Here is a 23,986-nt window from a genome sequence, read left to right as displayed (position 1 = left end):
TTTCTACGGCATCTGTTAGCACTTTTTAAAAGCGATATAGATGCTTTATCATCTGTTGAGGGGGAAATGATGCGCTTAGCTTTAGTGAATTGGGGCGGCCGTGAGAGGAAGGCGAACCAAAAAGAAGAGCTTTGATTTCGGGATATGTATTGGTTAGATGCCGGGATTGAGCCTGTACCGATTGGCCAGATTGTAAAGGAGCCAGCAGCAGAATAGGCATACTGTTTAATTCAGCTCGCTCAGCAAGCTGTAGGCGTAGAGAACGGTACTTGTGCAACGATTTGGCTGTTGCGTCCGACCCCGTGGTCATACAGTCGGCGGCAACCCAATCGAGGTACGTGGCGCCAGGGAAATACGCAGCAATTGAATCGGAGGCAGGAGGAGTCCAAACCCAAACTGCGCTAGTATCGCCTGAAGCCCTAAAGTGGGTAACCAACCGTTGCCAAGTACGACGATACGCCGCGGGATTACGGGCTCTGATAAGGGGGCGAAGCATTACGGGGTGATTATGTTCCCGAATAGCGGTTACGGCTTCCTTCCAGGCCGCATCATCAAAGGAGCCATTTTTTACTTCCCAACTTAGCAGCGGAATACTTCCCTGCGCAGCGGTTTTCTTAAGCACCTCAGTCGATATCTGCGGACCTAGTGCCGAGGTTAAGCGAATTTCCTGAATGGGAGAAGCTATGTCGGCTCCCGTATGAGAGGGCAAGGAGGTAGATGCTGGCCACATGGTGGCTGAGGAAGTAGCGGCGTAGCCCATGCGCACTTCACCTACACCCGACCGTGTCCAGATGAGATCAGGGGAAGGAGAGGTGCGATCCAGCCACAAGCCTACTGCCAGGCTGATAAAAGAGTGGGCAGTGAACACAAAGAAGGCAATGTAGACGGCAGCGGTGCGTAAGCGTGGAAAAAGCTCATTTTCCCGCCCCGTAAGCAGTTGTTCGCTTTTAGTTATAAGCCAACGAATGGGGCTAAATGAGTTTGCCAATCGCATCATTCCCTTCAGGAGATTATGCTGAGCCATTAGCACTGAAACTCCCAGAATAGCCGCATTACTCATGGCCAGCGCCATCATGAGCAGCGCATAGGGCGTTTGCATGAGATAATGCCCATAACGGGCGGCGGCTACGCATATAATAGCCATCAACAGGTTAGGAAGGCTGAGCAGCCACTCATTGCCGGCATGACCATCTTTGGGCGTAGGAATGTAAGGAACGCGGACTCTTAGCAGTGTATAGAGAAGGCCCAGACAATAAATCCACCAGGTGCCTATTCGCAAAAAGCCCCCCGTCAGATGCAATCCGGCCTCGTGCGGTTCCCGAAGCCAGCGTTGTGCATTGTAGCGAATCAGCATGGATATAGCCACGATGGGCGTCATGTGCAGCACAAACTGTGGGAGCGACAAATGCCAGGGAAATTCAGCCAGTGACAGCGCCAGGATAGGAACCAGCAGATCGATGAGAGCAACAATGCCAGAAAAGAAGTACAGGGGCAGCGTGAAATAGTGAAGGCGCTGCCGCCAAGTTAAGCGTGAAAAGAGCGTTGGATAAACCCGAAAAAGCAGCTCGAAGCTTCCCCGAGCCCATTTCAATTGCTGCGCATAGTAGGCTGCTAATGAAGCTGGTACCAGGCCGCGGCTCACAATCACCGGCGCATATATCGACTTCCAGCCCTGCGCGTGCAAGCGCATTGCCGTGTGCATATCTTCCGTCAGCCCGGCCGCGTGTCCGCCGATGCTGTCCAGGGCGGCCCGTCTGAATGTGCAGTTGGCCCCAATAGCCTGCGCCGTGTTGTAGGCGTTCATGCCCATCATCAGGGGGCCATAGAAGTGATAAGTCTGCTCCGCTGCGCCACGGGCAATCAGGCTTTCCTGCTGGTTGCCATAGGCCTGCACTACCTGCACATACCCGACTGTTGGGTCAGCAAAGTAATCGACCACCTTATCTAGGAAGTCAGGTGTTGGCTCGTGGTCGGGATCTAATACCACGCACAGCTCGCCCGTAGCCTGGCGGAGCGCATTATTGATATTGCCGGCTTTGGCGTTGATTTTTTTGGTTCGGGTGACGTGAATGATGCCCAACTCCTGACAGATCTGGCGTAGATACGGGTCGTCGCCCTCGTCGCAGAGGTAGCTGGTGTGAGGGTAGCGGATGGCCTGCATCGCCCGCAGCGTACGCTCAATCATATCGAGCGGCTCGCCGGGGCAAGCCGTAGTGAGCACATCAACGGTGTACTGGTGGTTGGTGTGCGCTGGCTTAAGCGGCTTGCTGACTTGCACATAGTGATACCACTCGTGCAGCATGCGCAGCAGCTTGAAGCCCAAGGATATGGTCAGGAGCCAGAACAGGAGTGGGTAGCCGATATGGTCTGAGTCGGCAAACCACCACAGGAAATGGCCTGTCAGGATTACTCCTATCAAAACTAAAAGGCGCATTTGCCGCACTCCTCGTTCAAAGTTGTATTTAACTTTGTGGTCCTCAGGAATAGGGACGAGCTTTGACATTAAAGGCGTTACAGATGTAGGTGTGATGCGGGTGGTGTTTAGGAGCATGAATAATCAACTCTAATCAATTCTGCTAATGCTAAAAGCCTTTGTTAAGCTGAGTAGTAGCGGAATAAATACAATTGCTATGCTTTATTTTTGTACAAAGATAATTGCTTCGTAGCGCCTTTTACTTTCAAGTAATATCTTTTGTTATATAAAAAGTGAGATTAGAAACAAAATCCATGAGGATATCCTTTACTCAGCGTTTTTATACTTTTTTATGGCTGAGCTGCATCAGTGTCATCTTCTTAAGCTGTCACTCAGAGAGTAATAAGGCAGATGCATTGACTGAAGTACCGGCCGGAGTCTTACCGGTACAGATAAAGAAAACGGCAGCAGGCTACGAGCTATTACGAGGCGGTAAACCCTACTTTATCAAAGGAGTAGCCGGCTTGCAACAATTGGACCGTGTGAAGGAACTGGGGGCAATTCTGTTCGCCTCTACACAACTAATTATGCCGATGCTATCATGGACAAGGCTCATGCACAAGGCCTAACGGTAATGCTAGGGTTGTGGATGAAGCCTGAGTATGAGGACTTCGATTATTATGATCGCAAAGCGGTGGCGTTGCAGAACGAGGAGATTCGTCGACAAGTCCTCCGGTTTCGCAACCATCCGGCGCTGTTAATGTGGAATGTGGGAAATGAACTTGATAACCACACGAATAATCCGCGCGCCTTCCAGATTCTGAACGATGTAGTGAAGATGATCCATGAATTGGATCCTTATCATCCCGTTACTACTACGATGACCAGTAGCCTGCATATGGTGACAGCAGTGGAGCGCTTTTGCCCCGATTTGGATGTGCTGACGGTTAACGTGTTTAGCCAGATGGGACGAATCCGGTCCCACTTGGTAGGGAATGGTTGGACAGGGCCTTACATCCTCGGTGAGTATGGAGCGCGGGGCTGGTGGGCAGGCGAAGCGCCCAAAACCAAATGGCGAGCGCCGCTGGATCAGAGCAGTAATACCAAGGCGGAGTATATCCGAACGCGCTACGAAAAGACGATGGTAGGCGACAAGGACTACTGTCTGGGCGGTTACGTTTTGTACTGGGGGCAGCGGTTCGAGCAAACGTCCATGTGGTTTAGCTTATTCACACAGAGCGGCGACAAAACTGCTGTAGTAGACATGATTCACTATTTGTGGACGGGCAAATCGATGCCGAATAAGGCTCCGAGCCTGAGATCTTTACGGTTGGCCGGCAAGTCACCTTTACGCAACACTTTTCTGCGGGCGGGTAATACTTACGAGGCTACCGTAGTTGCTTCCGACCCTGAAGGCGACTCGCTGGATATAAAGTGGGAAGTGGTGCCCGATGTCAACGAGAACTTTATTCTTCCCCAGCACCGTACAGCGCGCGAATCATTGCCAGCGGCTATTTTACAGGCAAAAGGAGCCCGCGCGCTGGTCAAAGCGCCGTCCAAAAAAGGTGCTTATCGATTGCTGGTAACGGCGAATGATGGGCAGGGCAGCGTAGCAACTCACAGCTACCCATTTTATGTAGGAGAGTTTACCGCGGCCGATTTGGAGGCTATTACGCAGGGCACTTTCAAGAAAAAAGCCCCTGGAATACACTAGGGGCTTTTATTATAAAAAGACAACTGGCAGCCTAGCAGTTAGCTGATGCTCATCCCGGGCGCTTACATCAGGCCTTTGTTATTCGGTTTTCAAGCCACCGGCCTGTAAAGCCTTGAACGCGCCTGCATCTACAACTTTAGGGAAGCCTTTTTCCTTCATAAGCTTGCTGGCCTGCCCGCTCCGATTGCCAGAAGCGCAGTACAGCATATACGTTTTGGTGGTATCGAGCTGAGCTAGCTGCTGAGCAAAATCAGGAGCCCGAAAGTCGACGTTTTTTGCCCCCCGAACATGGCCCGTTGCGTATTCGGCGGGCGTGCGAACGTCCAGTACTACCACATTTGGCTGCTTAATAAGTCTAGCCGCTGTAGCGGCATCCACTGCCCCCAATACGGTCGTTGAAACTTGTTGGGGGGCTTTTTGAGCAAATGCAAGAGGCATTGTGAAGGTTAGAACGCTCAGCACGCCAAATACCCGAGGGAGAATCTTCATAACGTAAAATCAAAAAGGAAGAAGAGTGGCCCGCGGCACACTCCAGCTCGACCGGGCCGCCTTGTATAACTGTGGGCTAGGGTGGGAAGGTCCTGGCCCCGGGTGGAAGGCCAATGCGACCCACAGTAAATACAAGGCGGCCCGGGAGCCGGCTGGGTGCGTGAGCGCAAGCGCTAAAACAACGAACCCTGTTGACCTGCTCCGCCGCCCGTCGCCGATGAAGGCGCAGCAGGGGCGGGATAAGTCGGCGGCTCCACCGGCTCGTTGGCCGGCGGGGTTAGGGGCAAAGATACAAAAATGTCTGGCTCCGCAATCGTTTCCGGAGTCGGTAACATGGCTATTAAATCGTTTTCACTGATAATAGGCACTTTTAACTCAATTGCCTTTTCCCGCTTGGCCGGGCCCATTTTGTCGCCGGCCACCAGATAGCTGAGCTTTTTGCTAATTGAACCCGTCACTTTTCCACCATGCTGCTCAATCAGCTGTTGCAACTCCTCACGGCTATGGTCTTCAAACACTCCGGATAGCACGAAGGTCAGGCCAGCGAGTCGGTCACTAACAGCCTTTGGCGCTTCACCTGTCAGCGCCATCTGAACTCCTGCGGCTTTCAGGCGAACTACGATTTGCTGGTTAAAATCATCCTGGAACCAAGCCGCTGCCGACTCCGCAATTACACCGCCTACTTCGGGCACCGCGGCCAGCTCTGTGGAGGAGGCTACGGCCAGCGCATCAATGGTGCGGTAATGGGCGGCCAGCTTGTCGGCCACCGTCTCGCCCACATAGCGGATGCCCAGCCCAAACAGTACCCGGTCGAAGGGAACCTCCTTGCTAGCTTCAATGCCGGCCAGTAGATTTTGAATGGACTTTTCACCCATGCGCTCCAGCTTTACCAATTCCTCGCGACGCTGGGGTAAGTCGTAAATATCGGCGGGCGTCGTTACGAGGCCCAGATCGAAAAAGCGTCCCACAGTTTCGGCTCCCAAACCATCGATGTTTAGGGCTTTGCGCGATACGTAGTGCTCCAGGCGAGCCTTTAGTTGAGGCGGGCAGCCGCGTTCATTTGGGCAGCGAAAATGAGCCTCGCCGGCCGGCCTGATAAGTGGGGTGCTGCAGGCCGGACAAGTAGCCGGAAAGCTGATTGGCTGGCTATCGGTGGGGCGGGCAGTTAAATCTACGCCGGTTATTTTAGGAATGATTTCGCCGCCTTTCTCCACGAAGACCATGTCACCGAGGCGTAGGTCGAGGGCGGCAATCTGGTTGGCATTGTGCACGGAGGCACGTTTGACCACGGTGCCAGCCAATGGAACCGGATCCAAGAGGGCTACGGGCGTAACGGCGCCGGTGCGGCCTACATTATATTGCACCTCACGCAGCCGGGTGCGGGCAGCCTCCGCGGGGTATTTATAAGCAATTGCCCAGCGCGGGCTTTTGGCCGTGTAGCCCAGCACTTCCTGCTGCCGAAAATTATCGACCTTTATTACAATGCCGTCGGTAGCAACGGGAAGGGTAAAGCGCTTTTTTTCCCACTCATGTATGAAGTCGAGCACTTCATGGATTGAATGGCACTGCCGCCAGCTATCCGATACGGGCAAACCCCAGCTTTGCAAAGCTTCAAGCGAAGCGCTGTGAGTCGGAAAAGCCCCCCGGTTGGAACTGAGAAATCCGTAGGCAAAAAACCGTAGGCGCCGGGCCGCTACCAGGGCCGAGTCTTGCAGTTTAAGGGCGCCGCTGCACGCGTTGCGCGGATTGGCCAGCAATGCTTCGCCGTTTTGTTCGCGCTCTTTATTCAACTCCTCGAATACCGGCAGCGGCATAAATACCTCCCCACGAGCTTCAAATTCGGCCGGTTGGTTACTGGCAGGGCGCAGGTGAAGCGGCAAGTTTTTAATGGTGCGCACATTGTTGGTGACAACGTCGCCGCGAGTGCCGTCGCCGCGGGTCACGCCCTGCGTAAGCTGACCATCGGTATAAGTCAGGCTCATGGCTACGCCGTCGAACTTCAACTCGCAGACGTAGGTAAAATCGTCGCCGCCGAGGCCGCGACGCACCCGCTCATCGAACTCACGCAGGTCGGCTTCCGAGTAAGTGTTGCCCAGCGAAAGCATGGGGTAGCGGTGCAGAGCAGTAGGAAACTGCTTGGTAATGGTGCCGCCCACGCGCTGAGTAGGGGAGTTAGGTAGCGCAAACTCTGGGTGCTGCTGCTCCAAACGCTGCAATTCGGCCAGCATCTGGTCGAATTCCTGATCCGGAACTTCAGAGATATCCTTCTGATAATACTGGTAATTGAGGTGGTGGAGGCGCTCAGTGAGGTCCTTTATTTGGTCTTGTATAGCAGTCATGGAACGTAGTGCGTTGGCTTTGCAAGCTACGAATTTGAGCAAATGCCGTTTCCTCTTAAACTGCTCCTGAGTTCTTGTGGATGACCCAACGGCATGAAAAAAAGGCGGTAAGGTCAGGCATGCCTGACCTTACCGCCTCAGTTAGTTTAAGTTAAAACTTAAAGACTCTTTTCCATCACTAACACACCATCGGCCTCAAAATTAAGCTGTTGCTCTGGCTTGGTAATCGCGGCCACTTCCTTTTCTGATTTACCGGCGTCGGTGGCGTAGTGGCGCAAATCGTTTACGGGGACGATTTCGCGGTGAGCCCAGCCGTTGATGACCACTGTTTTACCGCTGATGTCTTTCGGCACAAAAAAGCCATAGTCTTTGAAGCGGACGCGCATTTGCTTGCCGTCGGCAATGGCTATGGTCATCCAGCAGCCCTTCGCCTGGCACACCTCAGTAGCCTTGCCAACCAGCTTCACCTGCGCCGAATCTTTGGTGCCCAGCAGTTGGGTGAGCTGCGCGACGGGCACAGCATTAGCGGCCGTAATTGGCGCCCCATACGTCTTGCCACCCTCAACTGCGGCGCTGGGGGGCATTTTCTCACCAGTAGCCGGGGCCGACACAGCGGTGCTGGCATCGGAAGTAGGGGAGGACTGGCAGGCAGCCAGTAGCGCTAAGCTGGCTAGCAACAGAAAGGACTTAGACATAACGGATTGGGTTAAAGGTCAAGAACAGCCCCCGAATATAGGGCTTACGGCTGATTGCCGGCATTGCGGGCGGTGAGAAGCCGTGTCTCGGCTAGCTTACCGTTCTTGTTGTAAACTTCCGTTTTGACGATGCCTACGGCTGGGGAGTAATAATCGACCACGCGGGTTCGGGTACGCATCACCATATCCTCGCGGGGCGCCGTGCTGGCCTCGCGCTCCGACTCTACCTTGTAGCACTGAAAGGTGCCGGCCGGAGTGACCAACGGAGCCGGCCCACTGACGATACGACGGCGGCGCACTGTGGTATTTACCTGCGCAATGTTCACAGCTGTACTGCTGACTTGCACCGACACGCCGCCACCGGGCAGCATGGTGCCCACAGTAGGCTGATTAGGCCAAGCTAGCCCCACGGGGGTATAGGCAAAACGACGGTCGCGGAAGGAAGAAAGATTTTTGAACTCTATCTCACTCATGCCATCGGTGAAAGTTGTATCCTGGCGGCAGCCGTAAGTAAGATCCTGCATGCGGATCAGACGGTTTCTAACATCGTAAAAGCCGCTTTTGACCAAAGCTGTATTGGTCGTGATGGTTTTCTTTTTGTTGCTCTGACTTCCCAGGCTTACCACGCGTTGCCGAATGGTGCCCGCAGGCTTACCGCGGTCATCGGTGATAGAATACACCAGCTCCATGTAGCTAGCCAGGCCGAATGGATGGGTGCAGTCGAGCGAAGAAGAAGCCGGGGTAGGTATTGAATCCTGCGCCTGGGCGGTTAGGCCCGCCAAAACCAGGGCACAGGAGCTTAGTAAAGAGCAATAGGAATAGGGCATGAGAGTAAGGTTTTAGATAGCCAGGGCAGCTACAGCTGAGCTTTCATACGTTATATTGAATATAGCAGATGCTAGCCGAATGCACAAGATTGCGTTTGCCCCTGGCAGGTGGTAGCTTTCGAACCCAATCAAAACCGTGCCTCAACTCGCACGTTTAGCAACTGGGCTCGCGTGTCGGGCCGTATTTACTACCCTTATTCTAACCAACTCATGGCTGACTCTTCCTCGCAAAACGCCCCAAACTGGGCCGATACCGCTGCCTCGCTGCTTTCCAAACTCTCAGGTGGCGTTGAGCTTTCCTGCGCTTTCGACCAGATAGAACTGCAAGTGCCCAACGCCCAGAACCCCGCAGCTCCTGCCGCTACCTGGCGCCTGAATGGCTCTTTGCGCATTCGCACCCGCGGCGAGAACCCCGCCAGCGGCCAACAATTGCCCCCAGCAACTCTTCCAATCTTGATTAAGGGTCTGGAAATAGACGCACGCTTGGTCATCTCTTATAATGATGACCACGTGCAGGTGGCGGGAACGGGCAATTACCTCATTGTCAATTTCCCCAATCAGCGCGTGCTCGACGCGGCCACCAGCGGCCCGCCCGGCCCCAAGAAACCCAAGCCGCCCGGCTTCGATCCGTTGCAGCAACTCCACAATCTGGCGCGCACACTGGGCTTGGTGCTGGAGCTGCGGGTAGCCGGCAAAACCCACGTTACGTTCGGCATTGGCGGTGCTCCCAAAATTCACTTCAACGCGGTGCTCGGCAAAATTGGGTCATTCTTCCGGGGGAACTGATTCATGGCGGAGCTACAAATTCGTTCGGCCATAGCTGCTGATGCGGCCGCCATTCAGGCTCTCTACATCAGGGTAGCGGAGCAGGGTGGGGGCTTGGCGCGGCAGCCGGCCGAGATTACGGCTGACTACGTGCATACTTTTCTGACGCGCAGTCTGGCTACGGGTGTCGCCTTGGTAGTGGAGCGGCCGGATGGTGCTGGGCTGGCCGGTGAAATTCATGCTTACTCGAGCGGCTTGCAAATATTCTCGCACGTGCTGGGCGAGTTGACCGTGGCCGTGCACCCGCAGTTTCAGGGGCAGCAGCTTGGGCACCGTTTGTTCAGTACGTTATTGGCTAACACGCAGCAGCAATATCCTCACGTTCGGCGCGTAGAGCTGCTGGTGCGCGAAAGCAATGGCCGCGCAATTGCCCTCTACGAAAAGCTTGGTTTTCAACTGGAAGGCCGCTTGCTGGGGCGCGTGTCCGTAGTGCCGGGGCAGTTCGAGGCCGACATTCCGATGGCTTGGCATGCGCCGTTGTCGGGGTAAAAAGATTCGGTCCAGTGACGAGTAGGCAGCACCATAAATTCGCACTAAAAAAGGCTGGTCGGCAGCGGCTGATTTGCGTATCTTGAATACACCAAGCAGCAGCTTTTGACCCGTATTCCCGGAACTAAAGGCCGCCGGATTGGTTTGCCCAAGCACACGCTGTCATCTTCAGCTAATGAATTCCGATAAAGACCCTAGAAATAAAGTGGGCGCGGGCCGGCCAGCATCCACATTTTCCCGCATGGAGCGTATGCCACCCATGCAGATGCTGCTGTATCTGAGTATGATAGCCAGTACGGTACTGTTTGTGGTGCTTGCTACGGCCTATGCCCAAACGCGCTTCAACAGTGCCATGCCGCAAGGCATGCACCCATTTCCGCGTTATTTCTCCATCAGCACTATCGTGTTGCTGGTCAGCAGTTATACGATTAGCCAGGCCCGTCGGCTTTATCAGCAGGACGATGTGTCGATGCTTACCCGCTGCCTGGGTGCTACGCTGCTGCTGGCGGCCATTTTTGTGGGTTTGCAGGGGCTGGGATGGCGCGAACTGATTGCGCAGGGCGTGTTCTTCAATGGTGAAGCCAGCGGTACGTATGTGTACCTGCTGTCGGCGCTGCACATTCTGCACCTGCTGGGGGGCGTTTTATTTTTGATGATTCTGTTTCTGCGCACCGCGCACGCCGCCCGCGACGGCGTCCGTACGCTGGTGTTCATTCGCAATCCTTACCGCCGCCGCCAAATTCAGATGTTGGGTCTCTACTGGCACTTCTTGGATGGCTTATGGGTAGCGCTGTTTGCGCTGTTCCTGTTCTTGTATTAGGCTTGAATTTCTGATAAAAAAAGCCCCCAGAAATGTCTTCGGGGGCTTTTTTAGTTCAATTCTGATGCTGGTCGGCTATTGCTTGGGGGCTTCGGTGCCGGGGGCCGGGAAAACGACTGGTAGCAGCATGCTCATGCCGGGCGGAAACACATTGAGTAAGTGCGGCGGCATGGTTTTAATCACGCGGATGGCCTCGGCGTCGCAGCTGGGCTCCAACGACTTGGCAATGCTCGGATTGATGATTTGGCCGGCATCGTTGCGCTCAAAGCGCACGTGCACCGTACCGGCAACGCCTTTAGCTCGGGCCTGCTCGGGGTAGCGGGTATTTTCGGCCATATACTTCCGCAGGCCATCAAAGGGGGTAGCCTTGCGGGCCGGTGTCGCCGCCTGGGCCTTCGCAGGTGCAGCTTTTGTACTGGTTTGAGCCAAACTGGGAACGGTAGCGGCCAAAAGCAGGGCCAGCACAAGGCCAGCATTCTTGGTAAAAATCATATCGAAGCAAAGAGGAAGACGGGTAGAGTCGTACAAAAGTAATGCTAGAGTACGGCTCACCCTATCAGGGCCACTTTGCTGCTGCTACCTCGCAATGGTAACGTTGCCTTTGTAGCGCCGCTTGTCGGTATACACAATCAGGTAATAGTAAGCCCCAGCGGGCATATTGCTGCCGTCCCAGCGGAAGGTGCGGCTTGTGGACGAGTACACCTGCTTGCCCCAGCGGTTGAAGATCTTGATATCCGAGAACTCGGCGTTGCAGAAGTTGGGGGGCAAATCGCGCAGCTCGAAGTAGTCGTTGGTGCCGTCGGTATTGGGTGTGAAGATGTTGGGGGGCAAAAAGGTCAGCGTATCCGCGCTGGCTACCTCAAAACGCACCGTTCGCTGTTGCCCCACGGGCGAGCAGGTGGCTTCCCGCAGCTGAAACGTAACCTCCAATGGAATATCCAGCGTGGTCTGGTCGCAGTTGGGCTCCCAACGGAATATGCCCGTGGCCCGCCCCGCCCCATTGGTGGGCACGAAGCTCATGCCCGCAGCCGCCAAGTCGAAGTTGTTGCCCGCCGCTGTCAGCGTAAGCTGGTCCGAATCGGCATCAAGGCCTTCCAGCGTCGCCTCAAAAAAGCCCCCCAGCACCCGACGAATGACTATTGGCTCCGCGCTGAGGGCCGCCGGAAAATCGGAGGTTAGCGTTGGCGGCCGATTATCGTATTGCACCTGCACAGGTATCACCACGGAAGTGGTCTGGCGGTCGGCGCAGGGCGAGCCCGTCGCGGCCAACTCAAACTCGAAAAGTCGTTGATTAGTGGTCGGGCAGGGCACGCGCCAGCTGAATCGGCCTTGCACCTGATTTCCGCTCAGTGCTTGCGTAAGTTGGGCGCCGACTGCTGCCGCCTGAAAGCCGCGCCCAGCCATGGTAAGCGTAATTGGGTCGTTTTCGGGGTCCGTGACGGCTACATCAAACGTTATCAGGTCGCCGGGACGGGCGCGCAGCGGGAGCTGGCTGGCAGTAGTAGTAATGCGCGGCGCGCCATTGGGCACCGGCGCCGACGTAAACGCTACCCGAACAGTGTCGCGCTTGGGGAGGGCACAACCATCATCCGCCACAATGACATCCACAAAAAATACTTTGCCCTTTGTGTCCAGACAAGCTGGGAAACACAACCGCGACACTAATGTATCGGGGGCACCTGGAGAACGCACTAGGCCTTGGGTAATACTCGCGAAAGTGGGGAGAGGGCCAGTAAAGTTTACGGGATTTAGCGATAAGGTTAGCCGTGAGGTAGGGTTGGGGTCGGTGAAGCGCAGGCCAACGCAGCGGTCTGAGTCGGGTTGTAGGCGTAGCGTATCGCGGCCGGACTGATAAGTGCGCCGGCTATTGGGCGCGAGTACTACCATTTCAGGCGGAATATTGCTGGGGCAGTTCAGCACTTTCAGCTGAAAATCGCGGCGTACTTCTCCAATCTTCTCGCCCTTGCGATACTCGGAGCATTTTATGCCAAACACGAACAGCCCGATTTGGGTGGGCCGCACTTCCAACCGACCCGTAAAACGGCCAATACTCAGCGTTGGAGTGCCCGGAATCTGGTTGAGGGTGCCGAGCCCAGGGTTCCAATTTATGGAAGCATACGGCGCTGGTGCCGCTACAGCCGGCTTTGGATCGGTGGGGTCAGAGCTGCCGTTAAGCGGCGTTACTAGCTCATATACCAAGGAATCTTTGTCGGTGTCCTGTCCGCTGAAGTTGTAGTAGAATAAGTCGCCGCGGCAGGCGTAGTCGCTCAGGGGAGGAAAAATGCGGGGCGTGGAATTGATAAAGGGCTGCCCATTGCGCACCACGGCGGGAAACTCCAGATAAAAGGTTTGACCCGCATTGCCGGGGAGCACGATATTGTTGATGCCGTTGTTGCGGCAGCAGCGTTCCACCACTGCATAATAGCCGCTAGCGTTGTTGTAAATACTGGCCGGCAACTCAATCGAGCGGCTATACACCAAGCTGCGGGTGCTTAATGAAGGCTGGGTGCAGGCCGGATTGGTATAGGCTACGAAGGTGTTGGTAGTGAGTGGCAGCACTACATTTTGCAACCGACGGTTCGTGCCTTTCTCAAAAATACTGACCGTCAGATCCTGGTCCAGTGCACCAGGATTGCCGTTTAGAGCATCAAAGTACAGGTTCAGCGTGATGCGATACGTGCTGCCCGCCTGGAACTGCAAATCCAGCTCACCGCCAACAATATGGGTAGCTGCGGCCTTGTGGGCAATAAAGCTGCAAACCAAAAGCAGCACAAGCCGCAGCCGGTTAGCAGCAGTAAGAAAGCGTAGAGGTGTAAGCATTAGTCGAATAGCTTGGTAATCAGAGCGGAGTTGTCTCTAAATATACAACTTGCGGCCCTGGAACCCACTTTCTCAGCCCAGAGTTTTTAGCATACCCGCCACTATCTTGGTCCTCCGAAAAGGGTGTCAAATTTTAGGCGCCCTTTGTCTTTCCTTTTCCACCATGACGCGCCTTCTGCTTTTCTGGGTTTGCTTGCTACTAATGGGTCATGATGCCCAGGCTCAACGCCCTGCCTACCGCCCGGTAGCCGCCGATCTGAATGGTTCGGCGGCCCGTAGCTGCGCCGAAACACACGTGCGGACCAGTACGAGGCAGGAGCTGACTACGCCAGCCCACCGCCGCCTCATGGACCGCTACGATGTGAAGTACTATAAGCTGGACCTTGCCTTGGAGAATAACGCTCGCACCGTGGGCGGCTCCGTGCGGCTGCGGGCGCGCACTGGGGGGCAAAATCTGGATGTGCTGGCTTTTGAACTGCACCCGGCGCTGCTGCTTGATTCGGTGCTGGTGAACGGGCGCCGCACTGCCCCGCCCCGCCGCGAGGCCGGCGACGTGAGCGTGACGCTGCCGCAGACGGTCGCGGCCAACACCTTATTCGACGCCATTATCTACTACCACGGCACGGCTCCCAACGGTAGCTCCGCCGCCATCGGCAATGCCCTCGACACGCGCTACGTTTCCCGCTACGATGTGAACGTAACCTGGAGCCTAAGCGAGCCTTTCCACGCCTACGAGTGGTGGCCCTGCAAGCAGGTGCTCACCGATAAAGTTGACTCCACCGACGTCTGGATTACGACTAAAAACCCCAATAAAGTCGGTTCCAATGGGGTGCTGACCCGTGTGGTGCCACTGCCCGATAATCGTAGCCGCTACGAGTGGAAGTCGCGCCATCCCATCGCTTACTACCTCGTTTCAGTGGCTGTAGCGCCGTATCTGGAGTATGTGAACTATGCTAATTTGCCCAACGCCGTGCGGGTTCCTATTGTCAACTACGTTTACAACCAGGCAGCGCTCAATGATAATCGAGTGGAAATAGACCGAACGCCTGGTTTTCTGGAGAACTTCTCGGCACTGGTAGGGGCGTATCCATTTGCCAATGAGAAATACGGGCATAGCATGGCACCCATCGGCGGAGGCATGGAGCATCAAACCATGACCACTCAGGATGGCTTCAACTTCACGCTCACCGCCCACGAACTGTTTCACCAGTGGTTTGGCAACAACGTAACCTGCGCTTCCTGGGAGGATATCTGGCTGAACGAAGGCTTTGCGTCCTACGGCGAATACCTGTCGTTGCAGGCCTTGTCCACGCCCCAATCTGCTCGCCAATGGATAGATCGGGCACATGATCAGGTGCAGTTTCGGATAGATCCGATCACGGGTGTGCTCACTAATACGCCCGGTGGCAGCCTACGCGTACCCGATACTACCAGTGTCGGCCGCATATTCGATCAGCGCCTGAGCTACAAGAAAGGCGCGGCGGTGGTGCACATGCTCCGCTACCTGCTCCACGATGATACCAAGTTCTTTCGGGCCCTGCGCACTTTTCAGGCAACGTATGCGGGCCGCACAGCCCGCACCCCCGATTTACAGCGCGTGTTTGAGGTGGAGGCCGGCCGCTCGCTGGGGGCTTTTTTCAGCAATGGTACGCCGGCGAAGGCTATCCAATATTCAGCGTCCGCTGGAATCAGGTGGGGGGCAATTTGTTGCTGCAAACCACTGAAACTACCTCGGTGCCCAACGTGACGCCTTTCTTCGAAACCGAGCTAGATTATAAAATCACCTTCAATACGGGCAGTAGCCAAGTCGTGCGGCTGCGCCAAAGCCACCTGGTTTCGGCCTTTAGCGTACCTGTTTCGGGCACCGTCACGGGTATTGAGCTGGACCCCGACCAATGGGTTCTGAACGCAACGGGCCCAATTTTGCGCAACACCTCTTTGGTCGATATTGGCAGTGAGGAACCCACCCTGGCAAGTGTAAGCGCCTTCCCTAATCCCTGCCGCGACTATCTTGAGTTGGCTGATCTGTCAGAGCCAGTGGAAGCTTTGGTGATAGACGCCGTGGGCCGGCAGGTGCTGCGCCAACAGGTAAGTCCGGCCGCTAGCCAGCTACATACGCGCCCATTGGCTAGCGGCCTGTATCATCTGCTGCTTACCAATAGTACGGGCGAGCAAAAACGGCTACGGTTTGTGCGTGAATAACAGTTGAATAATCATAAAAAAGCCCCCCAGTGTGTAGCTGGGGGCTTTTTTATGACATTAACTACCTATTGACGAGCGTACTCTGCAATACGAGCTTGCACTTGCTCATCAGCGGGCGGCAGCTGATACACGGCCGCGATTAGCTCGTCGAACGAACGCGCCGGCGTGAAAATGTCGTCGTGATACGGATTGGCGAAGAACCGAATGAAGCCAGGCTGCCCATTAATACTGATCAGATCGATGGTAATGCTGCCGTAGCGCTGATTGCACCGGCCCGTTTCTGAGCAGTCGTTGGGCTGGGGCTTCAGAAAATGCTTGTCAATCGTTTCGGTGTAGGTGGGGTGCTCCAGGGTGCGCAGGTCAGAGGTGGAGAGGTTGTAGCCGAGTTGCAGCACCCGGTCGCGGGTGAAGTCGAAAAAGTGACGAAAGTTACCCGGCCCAATGCTGGGGTCGAAGAAAAAAATAGCCCCCTGTCGACCGCAATCCGTGATCAGCTGTACGCGCAGGCCCTGGCTGCTGCCTACCCCGGCTTTGCGAAAGTGATACGCTTTAAAGTAAGGGCCAGCCCAATTCAAGTAAACCCGATCAGCGAGCCATTGCTCGTGTCGTTTCACCTGGGCCGGCGTGCGCACGGCCGGCTGCCAGTCGGTCCGGGTAGGAGCCGAGCTTTGACTTAATAGCTGTTTTAAAAAAGTAAACAAGAGCGATAGAGAGGGATTATAGGGAGCAACATTACCCGTCTGAAATAGTTTTTTCGGTGAGGTGCAACGTGCGGCTCAAAATCAACATCATTTATCATTTTATCCTTCAGCTATTCTATGCAAATGACTGCCAAACAACGCACTGCGCTGCGTCAGCAATTATTAGCCGAATGTCGGCGGGCCCAACAGCAAAAAGCGGATACCGCCCGTGAAGCTATGCTCCTGGTGCAGGAAAGCGCCAATGAATCGCAGGGCGCCATTGAAGATAAGTTCGAGTCGTTTCGGGAGGCCTGCCACATTCAGCGCGACCTGTTTGCTCGCCAGCTAGACGAGGCCCTTACTGGCTTACAAGTGTTGCAGCGTGTGTCAGACGTGCGTCCTTCTACGGATAAGCCCAGTTTAGGCTCCGTAGTGGTTACCGATACGCAAACCTTTTTTATCGCTCTAAGCCTGGGAGAGATAAAAGTGGAAGGGCAGCCTTACTGCGTTATCTCCGCCTTCTCGCCCATCTTCCAAGCAATGACCACTGCCCGGCCCGGCGCCGCTTTCTCTTTCCGCGGTAAGTCGTATCAAGTGCAGGCGGTTTATTAAGAGCGGCGTTAGATAAGAGGCGCTACTTATTTGGTGGCCCCTATTGTTTGCGGCTTCACCCGCGACCAATAATGGGAGCGCCCAATCAGGGAAAAACCGATGTAGCCTTTCACCTCCATGCGGTCTTTGCTGACCATGTTGAGGTAGCATGAATAGGTGCGCCCATTCATCGGGTCATAGATTCGGCCGTCTTCCCAACGCTCATCATCGGGGTCATAGCTTAGGTTTTGGATCACCACCAGATTGAGCAAGGGCTGATCCCGCTTTTCCGGTTCGGGATTGCGACGGTCGGTTTTAGACAAGTTGGTGGTCGAATCCTGTGGCTCACTCAGCCATACCAACCGCCCGCAGAGCTGCTTCGAGCTACCGCACCGATAAATCTCGACGTGGGTTTCGCCCGCGTCATCTTTCCACACGCCCAGCGGAGAGTGGGTTTGGGCGGCTGCGCCCCCTATGGTTGCCAGGCACAGCAACAGCGTAAGGAAGAGGTGTTTCAAGAAAAAGGAAGTGTAAAGAAGAACCCGCCGCACATAGCTTACCTGAGTTTTGGAAGCAGTAAGGTACAAAAAAGAGCGACGCCCCGGTTGGGAGCGTCGCTTGTACGTGCGAAGGGCAGGTGCAGTTTATTTTACGCGGGTCCAGGTCTGGGAGCGGCCAATCATGGAGAAGCCGATGTAGCCTTTCACCTCCATGGTGTTGGCGTTTTCCATCTTCATGTAGCAGGAGTAGGTTTTGCCCGTCTCGGGGTCATAGATCTTGCCATCATCCCACTTATTGCCTTCATCGTACTCAAAGCCCTGCATGAACACGAGACCCAAGCGAGGCTTGGAGCGCAACTTCGGATCGGGGTTCATTGAGTCGGTTTTGGGCTTGCCCGTGGCCGGATCGTTGGGAGTAGTCAGCGACACGATTTTGCCGCACAGCTTGTTACCGTTGCATTTGTAGATTTCGAATGTGGCCTTCTTTTCAGAGTTAGTCCACGTGCCCAAGGGCGAGAGTGTCTGGGCCGAAGCCAATCCAGAGAAACCCAACAAGAGGGTTAAACAGAGGAACAAGGTTTTTTTCATGTGTTAATGGGTAGGATTTGTGGGAAAAGATAGAAGAAAACTCCTGAATTATGGTAATCACCCAAGAGGTTCTGTTAATGCTGGGCTTTGCAACTTTGAGGCCAGCAACATTTTGGGAGGTGGCAGGAGCAAAGCCCAAATTTTATTGGATAAAAAACTGCCTGATCCTCAGCCATCTGGCCAATAATATTAGCTCCCGCGCTAAAAAAAGGCTTTTTAATTTTGAACCATCCGAGGGTCTTTTAACTTTACCGACCAGTAGTGAGTGCTACGACCTCTTTCAAGGGTCCCTAAGGTGCTGGGAAACGCGATTGAGGGATGTCGGATCTAAAGAAAGGAGGTACAAAATGTCTAGTAGTCCCAACCAAGTCCTGCCAAGCCTGTCGAATGTAGTCCGCTTCACCGCCGGACGCGCTTAACAACAGCTTTCGCGCGGAAATACGCTTTAACTCAGCTTTTTCCCGCATTCTGGCAAGGTCTTACACATAGGATGACGGGGCTGAACCCCAGACTCGTCGCTTGGTAAGATTTGAAGGATTAGATGCCCGGTTCGCCCAGCAGCCTTTTAGTAGGTTCTGCACAGGCGACCGGGCATCGTTTTTTTGGTTCATTTCGCTCTGCGTTCACGAAGTGCGGCAAGAGCGTTTCTTACTTAAAAAAGCCCCCCAGAAATGTATCTGGGGGGCTTTTTTGTTTTTGTTAATTCGATAAGAGCTTATTCAGCATCCAACACGCGGCGCACACCCATAAAGCGGCGTGCGTAACCGGTTTCGTCTACCGCACTTATTTTAACACCTGACTGACGGCGGGCCGAGGAGGAGTGAATGAAGCGGATGGGCTCGCCAGGTTTGGAGATGATAATGCCCGCGTGGCCGGGTTCGGTGGCGTCTGACGCAGTGCCCGTAAAGATGACGAGGTCGCCGGGCCGGGCTTGGCTGCGCGGAATGGGGCGACCAGTGTTAATAAGCATGGCCGTAGAGTGAGGAACATCAATGCCAAAACGGCCATACACGTACATCACAAAGCCAGAACAGTCGAAGCCGGCGGTAGGAGTGGCGCCCGCATACACATACGGGGTGCCGAGCTGCTCCATGGCAAATCGCACCACACTATCGGCGCGCGGCACAGGCTTATTGCTGACCCACACGGCGGCCCGGGCCCGAGCCTGGGTGAGTGGCGTATTAGGGGCGCCCACGGAAGCTGCCTCAGCTGGAGCTTTAGAAGGCTGGCGCTGCCAAACCAACAAGCTGAGCATCAGCGCAGCTAAGCCGATAAAGGTGATCCAGACGTAGCGCATTAGTAAGTCTGGCAAGCCGTGGGGTGAACGGCCTACCTGAGCGCCTTAACGGCGCAGGTTGGGCGCGGGTTCCGGAGAGCCAAGTACCGGCATGCGCTAAAAGGAGGCTGGGGGCAAATTTCGGCGTTACTTTGCAACTCTGGAGGCTTTCCTGAGTCTAGCCATTCAGATAGTACATTGTTCACTCACACCCATCCACTTCATGCCTCATTATCGTTTTCGCTTAGTGCTGGTTGCCGCACTTCTGCTGTTTTTTTGTCAATTCAATTCCGTTTTGGCGGCGCCCACTTTGCGCTACACCCTGGCCATGCCAGCCCCACAGACCCATTTCTTTGAGGTAGAAATGGCGCTGGGTGGCTTTGGCAAACAGTTTACCGATGTCAAAATGCCCGTGTGGGCTCCTGGCTCTTACTTGGTGCGGGAGTTTGCCAAGCACGTAGAGGGCTTCGAGGCCACGGCCGGCACAAATAAGCTGCGCACTGAGAAGATTAATAAAAACACGTGGCGCGTGTATCATCCGCGCACCAAAGATTTTTCTGTTCGCTACCGCGTGTATGCCTACGAGCTGAGCGTGCGCACCAGCTTTCTGGACGCCGCCCACGGCTACCTCAACGGTACCAGCGTATTCATGTATCCAGCCGAAGGCAAGGCTATGGCCAGCACCATCACCGTGCAGCCCGCCGCTGGCTGGAATCAAGTGACTACTAGCTTGAAGCCTGTGGCTGGCGGCGCACCTTTCACTTTTAGCTCCACCAATTACGACGAGCTGGCCGACTCGCCCATCGAGATGGGCACGCATAAAGTACTATCGTTTGAAGCCAACGGCACGCCTCACACCATTGCCATGTTTGGCAATGCGCGCTACGACGAAGCCAAGCTGCTCGCCGATATGAAGCGGGTATGCGAGGAGGCGCACCGCGTGGTAGGAAAGAACCCGCTGGACCGCTACGTATTCATCATTCACAACATTGAGCGCGGCACTGGTGGCCTGGAGCATTTGTTTTCGACCACTTTATCCGTGTCGCGCAATGCCTATAGCACCGATGCGGGCTATAAAGGCTTTTTGGGCTTGGTTGGTCACGAATACTTTCACCTCTGGAATGTGAAGCGGATCCGCCCGGTGGCGCTGGGGCCGTTCGATTACGACAAAGAAAACTACACGCGTATGCTTTGGTTGAGCGAAGGTGGCACCAGCTACTTCGGCGACATCATTGTGCAGCGGGCCGGCTTCGTGACGCCCAACGACTATCTGGCGAGCCTGAGCAATGGCATTACCCGCGTCGAAAACCAGCCGGGCAATAAGCTGCAATCGGCCAGCGAGTCGAGCTTTGATTCCTGGATTAAACAATATCGGCCCAACGAGAACTCGTCCAACTCCACCATCAGCTATTACGACAAGGGCGAGCTGATTTGCACCGTCCTGGATTTGATGATTATCAACGAAACTAAAGGGCAGAAAAGCCTCGATGACGTGATGCGCTTCCTGTACCAGCGCTACTACGAGCAGCAGCGTCGTGGCTTCACCGACGAGGAGTTTCAGGATGCCGTGGAAAAAGTGGCCGGCCGCCGGTTCGACGAATTTTTCCGTACCCGCGTGTACGACACGCAAACCCTCGACTACACCACGGCCTTAGGCTACGCCGGCCTGACGCTGGCCACTGAGCAGGCTGCCGCCAACGCGGGCATTCTGGGAGCCAACGTAAGCACCATGGGGGGCAAATTGACCGTGAGTAGCGTGCTGCGCGATGGCAGCGCCTGGCAAGGCGGCCTGAACGTGAACGACGAAATTCTGGCCCTCGATGGTAACCGTCTTTCCGACGACCCCAACAAAGCCCTAACTGGCCGCGCCGCTGGCACCCAAGTAAAGCTGCTGGTCGCTCGCGATGGTCAGATGAAAGAACTGATCTTCCCGCTGCTGGCCGCTGCTGGTCGCCGCTTCCGCGTGGAAAAGCTGCCAAACCCCAGCGCTGACCAACAGGCCGTGCTGGCCAAGTGGCTGCGCACGGCTCAGTAGCCTTATTATTTTTACAGTATCAAAAAAGCCCCCAGCTACGGCTGGGGGCTTTTTTGATACGAGCTAGGGTTAGCCAAGTATTAACGGATACGCTCTAGCGCCACTTCCCGAACGGGCGTAATCACCAGCGGCACTTTCTCCACTTTCACCGAGCTCGTATCGAGTCCGAAGTATTTGTCTTCGGAGGCAATAAACTGCTTGATGTAGAAGTAGGCCTGCATCACGAGCTTCTCCACCAAAGGAAACTCATTTTCGACCGAAAGAAACTTCTCCAGCACCACGAAACGGAAGTCGCCGGTTACGTGCTGCTTGCTCAAGGATTCGTAGCGGGAGGTGATGTCCACTTCCTTGTTGCGCACCATCTCTTCCACCACTTTGCGGAAGTAAAGATTGATGCGTTGCTCCACCCGGAACCCCAACCGGAATGTGATGCGGAAGGCATCGTCCGGGGCCAGCTCTACCACTTTGTACTGCATCGTGTAGGGCTCGTCGGTGGTGTCTACGTGCACAAACCAGTAGATATCAGCTCGTTTGGGGCGCTTCTGAAAGATGGAATAGATAATCTTGGACTCGATTTCCGTGTTGCGCTCGGCCGAGGTCATGAACACTAGGTGGGTCGAGTATTTAGGAATAGAATCGTCGTCACTGAGGTCTTTCAGCGCCTGCATATAAGGTTCTATTTTTACAAACTCTGTGAGGCGACGCTTGATATAAAACGCTTTCAGCCACACATACATCACCCCAATCAGGGCCAGTCCGATAGCCAGCGATACCCAGCCGCCGTGCGGAAACTTGATAAGGTTAGCAATCAAAAAAGCTCCTTCAATCAGGCCATATACCACTGCAAACAGCACCACGATGGGCATGGCCACCCGGCGCGAGCGGAGCCATACTACCAGTAGCGTGGTCGTCATGAGCATAGTGAGCGTAATGGCCAAACCGTAGGCCGCTTCCATGTTTTCGGAACGCTGAAAATACAGCACCACTCCAATGCAGCCCAGTAATAAAAGCCGGTTCATGCTGGGTACGTAAAGCTGACCCTTCATATCCGTTGGGTAGTTAAGCTTCACTTTTGGCCACATATTCAGCCGAATAGCTTCGGCCACCAGCGTAAAGGAGCCCGTAATCAGAGCCTGAGAGGCAATAATAGCTGCCATAGTGGCTATGCCGATACCTATCAGCAAAAACCACTCGGGCATCAGCTCATAAAACGGGTTGCGGCCACTGAGCTTCTGTCCCTGATGCTCGATCAGCCACGCACCTTGCCCGAAGTAGTTGAGCAACAGACAGATTTTTACGAAAATCCAGCTGAGACGAATGTTGCCTTTCCCGCAGTGTCCAAGGTCAGAATACAGGGCCTCGGCTCCGGTGGTGCACAAAAAAACGGCTCCCAGCAGCCAGAATCCGCCCGGAAAGCGCACCAACAAATCGTAGGCATAGGCGGGGTTTACAGCCTGCAAAATGCCAGGATGCTCCGCAATCCAGGAGACACCCAAGATGGCCAGCATGCTGAACCACACAAACATGATGGGCCCAAATGCCTTGCCCACTATTTGAGTACCAAAGCTTTGCATTAGAAAAAGCGCCGCCAGAATCGCAATTACAATCGGCACCGTCGGAATATCCGGATACACGGCCTCTAGCCCTTCTATGGCTGATGAGACGGAAATAGGCGGCGTAATAATGCCGTCGGCGAGCAGGGCCGCACCCCCAATAATGGCGGGTACGGTAAGCCAGGCTGCCCGCCGACGCACTAAGGCAAAGAGCGAAAAAATGCCCCCCTCACCGTTGTTATCGGCGTTGAGAGTGAGCAGCACATACTTGATAGAAGTCTGTAACGTCAGGGTCCAGAAGACGCAGGAAATACCACCGTACACGAGGCGCGGATCAATATTGCCCGGCACAATGGCCTTCATTACGTATAGTGGCGACGTGCCAATGTCGCCGTAAATAATACCCAGCGCGATAAGCAAGCCGCCGGTAGAAATGGCAGTATGCGAGTGTTTAGCGTCCATGAAAGTGAGGGGGATGTAATAAAGCTAAAGCCAGGTAAAAAACGCCCAAATGTAAGGCAAATCAGTTCGTGGGCTCTACCACATCGGGTGGAGGAGCCGGTAGCCCCGAACTGGTGCTTGTGTCGGCTTCGGTAGGGGGCAAATCTAGGGCCCAGGCGGCCACGGCTGCGGCTGCCGCTTCTTCGTGGCGCCGCCGGATCCGCCGGTTGGTTTCAGCCGCCAGCTTCTGCCAGGGCAGCGGGTCGCCAGCCAAAGCGAAGTGAAGCGCCTCCCGACCAGCCCGGTACAAGCGCAGCCGATTAGTACCACGGCTGCCGTAAGCCAGCAGCAACGCCCCCGCCGTCAGGCCCAGCGCGGCCGGCACGGTGCGCAGCCAGTTCTGCAAGAAGGCCAAAGCAAAGCCCGCCAAGGTAATGCCCCCAGCAGGAACCACAGCAGCCACCGAATGGGCTTGAGCTCCACGGCGTCCAGTTCCAGCAGGGCAAAGCGCTGCCCATCCACTTCCAGCGCGTCAGCCGTCAGGACCAGGCGACCGTTGGCGCTACGCAGCGTAAGTTCATCAGAGGGAAGCATAGCTATTGAACCGGGTTGACCTGTATTGGTATTGGAGATGCAAATATAAATTGCCCCCCAGCTGGCCACTACGAGCAGTTGGGGGGCAATTTCAA

Annotated in this window: 22 protein-coding genes; 8 read left to right on the top strand and 14 right to left on the bottom strand. The window is 55.0% G+C overall.

What is annotated here, in order from left to right:
* Positions 1-25: 25 nt before the first annotated feature.
* A complete protein-coding gene (locus tag EPD59_RS12245) occupies positions 26-2,503 on the bottom strand; it encodes a glycosyltransferase family 2 protein (RefSeq protein ID WP_133273033.1) in 2,478 nt (825 codons plus the stop codon).
* A 511-nt stretch (positions 2,504-3,014) separates the two neighbouring features.
* Here EPD59_RS12245 and EPD59_RS12240 point away from each other — a divergent pair.
* Positions 3,015-4,127: a glycoside hydrolase family 2 TIM barrel-domain containing protein gene (locus tag EPD59_RS12240; RefSeq protein WP_133273032.1), complete on the top strand. Its 1,113-nt coding sequence runs from the start codon at positions 3,015-3,017 to the stop codon at positions 4,125-4,127.
* A 78-nt stretch (positions 4,128-4,205) separates the two neighbouring features.
* Here EPD59_RS12240 and EPD59_RS12235 read toward each other — a convergent pair whose 3' ends face one another.
* From EPD59_RS12235 to EPD59_RS12220, 4 genes are all read right to left on the bottom strand, one after another.
* A complete protein-coding gene (locus EPD59_RS12235; RefSeq protein ID WP_205703394.1) occupies positions 4,206-4,616 on the bottom strand; it encodes a rhodanese-like domain-containing protein in 411 nt (136 codons plus the stop codon).
* Positions 4,617-4,789: 173 nt separating this feature from the next.
* Complete coding sequence (ligA, locus tag EPD59_RS12230; protein ID WP_133273031.1) at positions 4,790-6,955, bottom strand: NAD-dependent DNA ligase LigA; 2,166 nt, start codon at positions 6,953-6,955, stop codon at positions 4,790-4,792.
* 158 nt (positions 6,956-7,113) lie between these two features.
* A complete protein-coding gene (locus tag EPD59_RS12225) occupies positions 7,114-7,650 on the bottom strand; it encodes a DUF4920 domain-containing protein (protein ID WP_240731383.1) in 537 nt (178 codons plus the stop codon).
* 44 nt (positions 7,651-7,694) lie between these two features.
* Positions 7,695-8,477, bottom strand: coding sequence for a TapB family protein (locus EPD59_RS12220; RefSeq protein ID WP_133273030.1), 783 nt, complete (start codon positions 8,475-8,477; stop codon positions 7,695-7,697).
* 210 nt (positions 8,478-8,687) lie between these two features.
* Between EPD59_RS12220 and EPD59_RS12215 the strand changes: the two genes are divergently transcribed.
* From EPD59_RS12215 to EPD59_RS12205, 3 genes are all read left to right on the top strand, one after another.
* The gene (locus EPD59_RS12215) at positions 8,688-9,263 is read left to right on the top strand and encodes a hypothetical protein (protein ID WP_133273029.1); all 576 of its coding nucleotides are present in this window, start codon (positions 8,688-8,690) and stop codon (positions 9,261-9,263) included.
* Between the two features lie 3 nt (positions 9,264-9,266).
* Positions 9,267-9,791 (top strand): GNAT family N-acetyltransferase, encoded by a 525-nt coding sequence (locus EPD59_RS12210; RefSeq protein WP_133273028.1) that lies wholly within the window; start codon positions 9,267-9,269, stop codon positions 9,789-9,791.
* Between the two features lie 175 nt (positions 9,792-9,966).
* Positions 9,967-10,611 carry a cytochrome c oxidase subunit 3 gene (locus tag EPD59_RS12205; RefSeq protein WP_133273027.1) on the top strand — a complete coding sequence of 215 codons (645 nt, stop codon included), beginning with the start codon at positions 9,967-9,969 and terminating at the stop codon, positions 10,609-10,611.
* A 75-nt stretch (positions 10,612-10,686) separates the two neighbouring features.
* On the opposite strand, the gene EPD59_RS12200 is transcribed toward EPD59_RS12205, so the two are convergent.
* Positions 10,687-11,103 (bottom strand): TonB family protein, encoded by a 417-nt coding sequence (locus tag EPD59_RS12200; RefSeq protein ID WP_133273026.1) that lies wholly within the window; start codon positions 11,101-11,103, stop codon positions 10,687-10,689.
* 84 nt (positions 11,104-11,187) lie between these two features.
* On the bottom strand, positions 11,188-13,431 hold the full coding sequence (locus tag EPD59_RS12195) for a T9SS type B sorting domain-containing protein (protein WP_133273025.1): 2,244 nt from the start codon (positions 13,429-13,431) through the stop codon (positions 11,188-11,190).
* A 163-nt stretch (positions 13,432-13,594) separates the two neighbouring features.
* Here EPD59_RS12195 and EPD59_RS12190 point away from each other — a divergent pair, with 163 nt between their 5' ends.
* Together EPD59_RS12190 and EPD59_RS12185 are read left to right on the top strand one after the other, a co-directional pair.
* Positions 13,595-15,178 carry a M1 family metallopeptidase gene (locus tag EPD59_RS12190; protein ID WP_133273024.1) on the top strand — a complete coding sequence of 528 codons (1,584 nt, stop codon included), beginning with the start codon at positions 13,595-13,597 and terminating at the stop codon, positions 15,176-15,178.
* On the top strand, positions 15,139-15,633 hold the full coding sequence (locus tag EPD59_RS12185) for a T9SS type A sorting domain-containing protein (protein WP_165963574.1): 495 nt from the start codon (positions 15,139-15,141) through the stop codon (positions 15,631-15,633). The genes EPD59_RS12190 and EPD59_RS12185 overlap by 40 nt, the downstream gene beginning before the upstream one ends.
* A gap of 65 nt (positions 15,634-15,698) precedes the next feature.
* Here EPD59_RS12185 and EPD59_RS12180 read toward each other — a convergent pair whose 3' ends face one another.
* A complete protein-coding gene (locus EPD59_RS12180; protein WP_133273022.1) occupies positions 15,699-16,334 on the bottom strand; it encodes a hypothetical protein in 636 nt (211 codons plus the stop codon).
* Between the two features lie 123 nt (positions 16,335-16,457).
* Here EPD59_RS12180 and EPD59_RS12175 point away from each other — a divergent pair, with 123 nt between their 5' ends.
* Positions 16,458-16,925 (top strand): hypothetical protein, encoded by a 468-nt coding sequence (locus EPD59_RS12175; protein ID WP_133273021.1) that lies wholly within the window; start codon positions 16,458-16,460, stop codon positions 16,923-16,925.
* A 26-nt stretch (positions 16,926-16,951) separates the two neighbouring features.
* Here EPD59_RS12175 and EPD59_RS12170 read toward each other — a convergent pair whose 3' ends face one another.
* From EPD59_RS12170 to EPD59_RS12160, 3 genes are all read right to left on the bottom strand, one after another.
* Positions 16,952-17,422: a DUF2147 domain-containing protein gene (locus EPD59_RS12170; RefSeq protein WP_133273020.1), complete on the bottom strand. Its 471-nt coding sequence runs from the start codon at positions 17,420-17,422 to the stop codon at positions 16,952-16,954.
* A gap of 126 nt (positions 17,423-17,548) precedes the next feature.
* On the bottom strand, positions 17,549-17,992 hold the full coding sequence (locus tag EPD59_RS12165; RefSeq protein ID WP_133273019.1) for a DUF2147 domain-containing protein: 444 nt from the start codon (positions 17,990-17,992) through the stop codon (positions 17,549-17,551).
* Positions 17,993-18,707: 715 nt separating this feature from the next.
* Positions 18,708-19,289, bottom strand: a complete 582-nt coding sequence (locus tag EPD59_RS12160; protein ID WP_133273018.1) for a C40 family peptidase — start codon at positions 19,287-19,289, stop codon at positions 18,708-18,710.
* 202 nt (positions 19,290-19,491) lie between these two features.
* On the opposite strand from EPD59_RS12160, the gene EPD59_RS12155 reads away from it, so the two are divergent.
* The gene (locus EPD59_RS12155; protein WP_240731382.1) at positions 19,492-21,303 is read left to right on the top strand and encodes a M61 family metallopeptidase; all 1,812 of its coding nucleotides are present in this window, start codon (positions 19,492-19,494) and stop codon (positions 21,301-21,303) included.
* Positions 21,304-21,383: 80 nt separating this feature from the next.
* On the opposite strand, the gene EPD59_RS12150 is transcribed toward EPD59_RS12155, so the two are convergent.
* The 3 genes from EPD59_RS12150 to EPD59_RS12140 all read right to left on the bottom strand — a co-directional run bounded on the left by EPD59_RS12150 (position 21,384) and on the right by EPD59_RS12140 (position 23,891).
* Entirely contained in the window at positions 21,384-23,318 is a 1,935-nt protein-coding gene (locus EPD59_RS12150; protein ID WP_133273017.1) for a KUP/HAK/KT family potassium transporter, read from the bottom strand.
* Between the two features lie 61 nt (positions 23,319-23,379).
* Positions 23,380-23,703, bottom strand: a complete 324-nt coding sequence (locus EPD59_RS12145; RefSeq protein ID WP_133273016.1) for a hypothetical protein — start codon at positions 23,701-23,703, stop codon at positions 23,380-23,382.
* Positions 23,661-23,891, bottom strand: a complete 231-nt coding sequence (locus EPD59_RS12140) for a hypothetical protein (protein ID WP_133273015.1) — start codon at positions 23,889-23,891, stop codon at positions 23,661-23,663. Before EPD59_RS12140 ends, EPD59_RS12145 begins: the two co-directional genes overlap by 43 nt.
* Between the last annotated feature and the right edge of the window lie 95 nt (positions 23,892-23,986).

Source organism: Hymenobacter radiodurans (assembly GCF_004355185.1).
Taxonomy (GTDB): Bacteria; Bacteroidota; Bacteroidia; order Cytophagales; family Hymenobacteraceae; genus Hymenobacter; species Hymenobacter radiodurans.
This window is presented reverse-complemented; position numbering and strand designations above follow the sequence as displayed.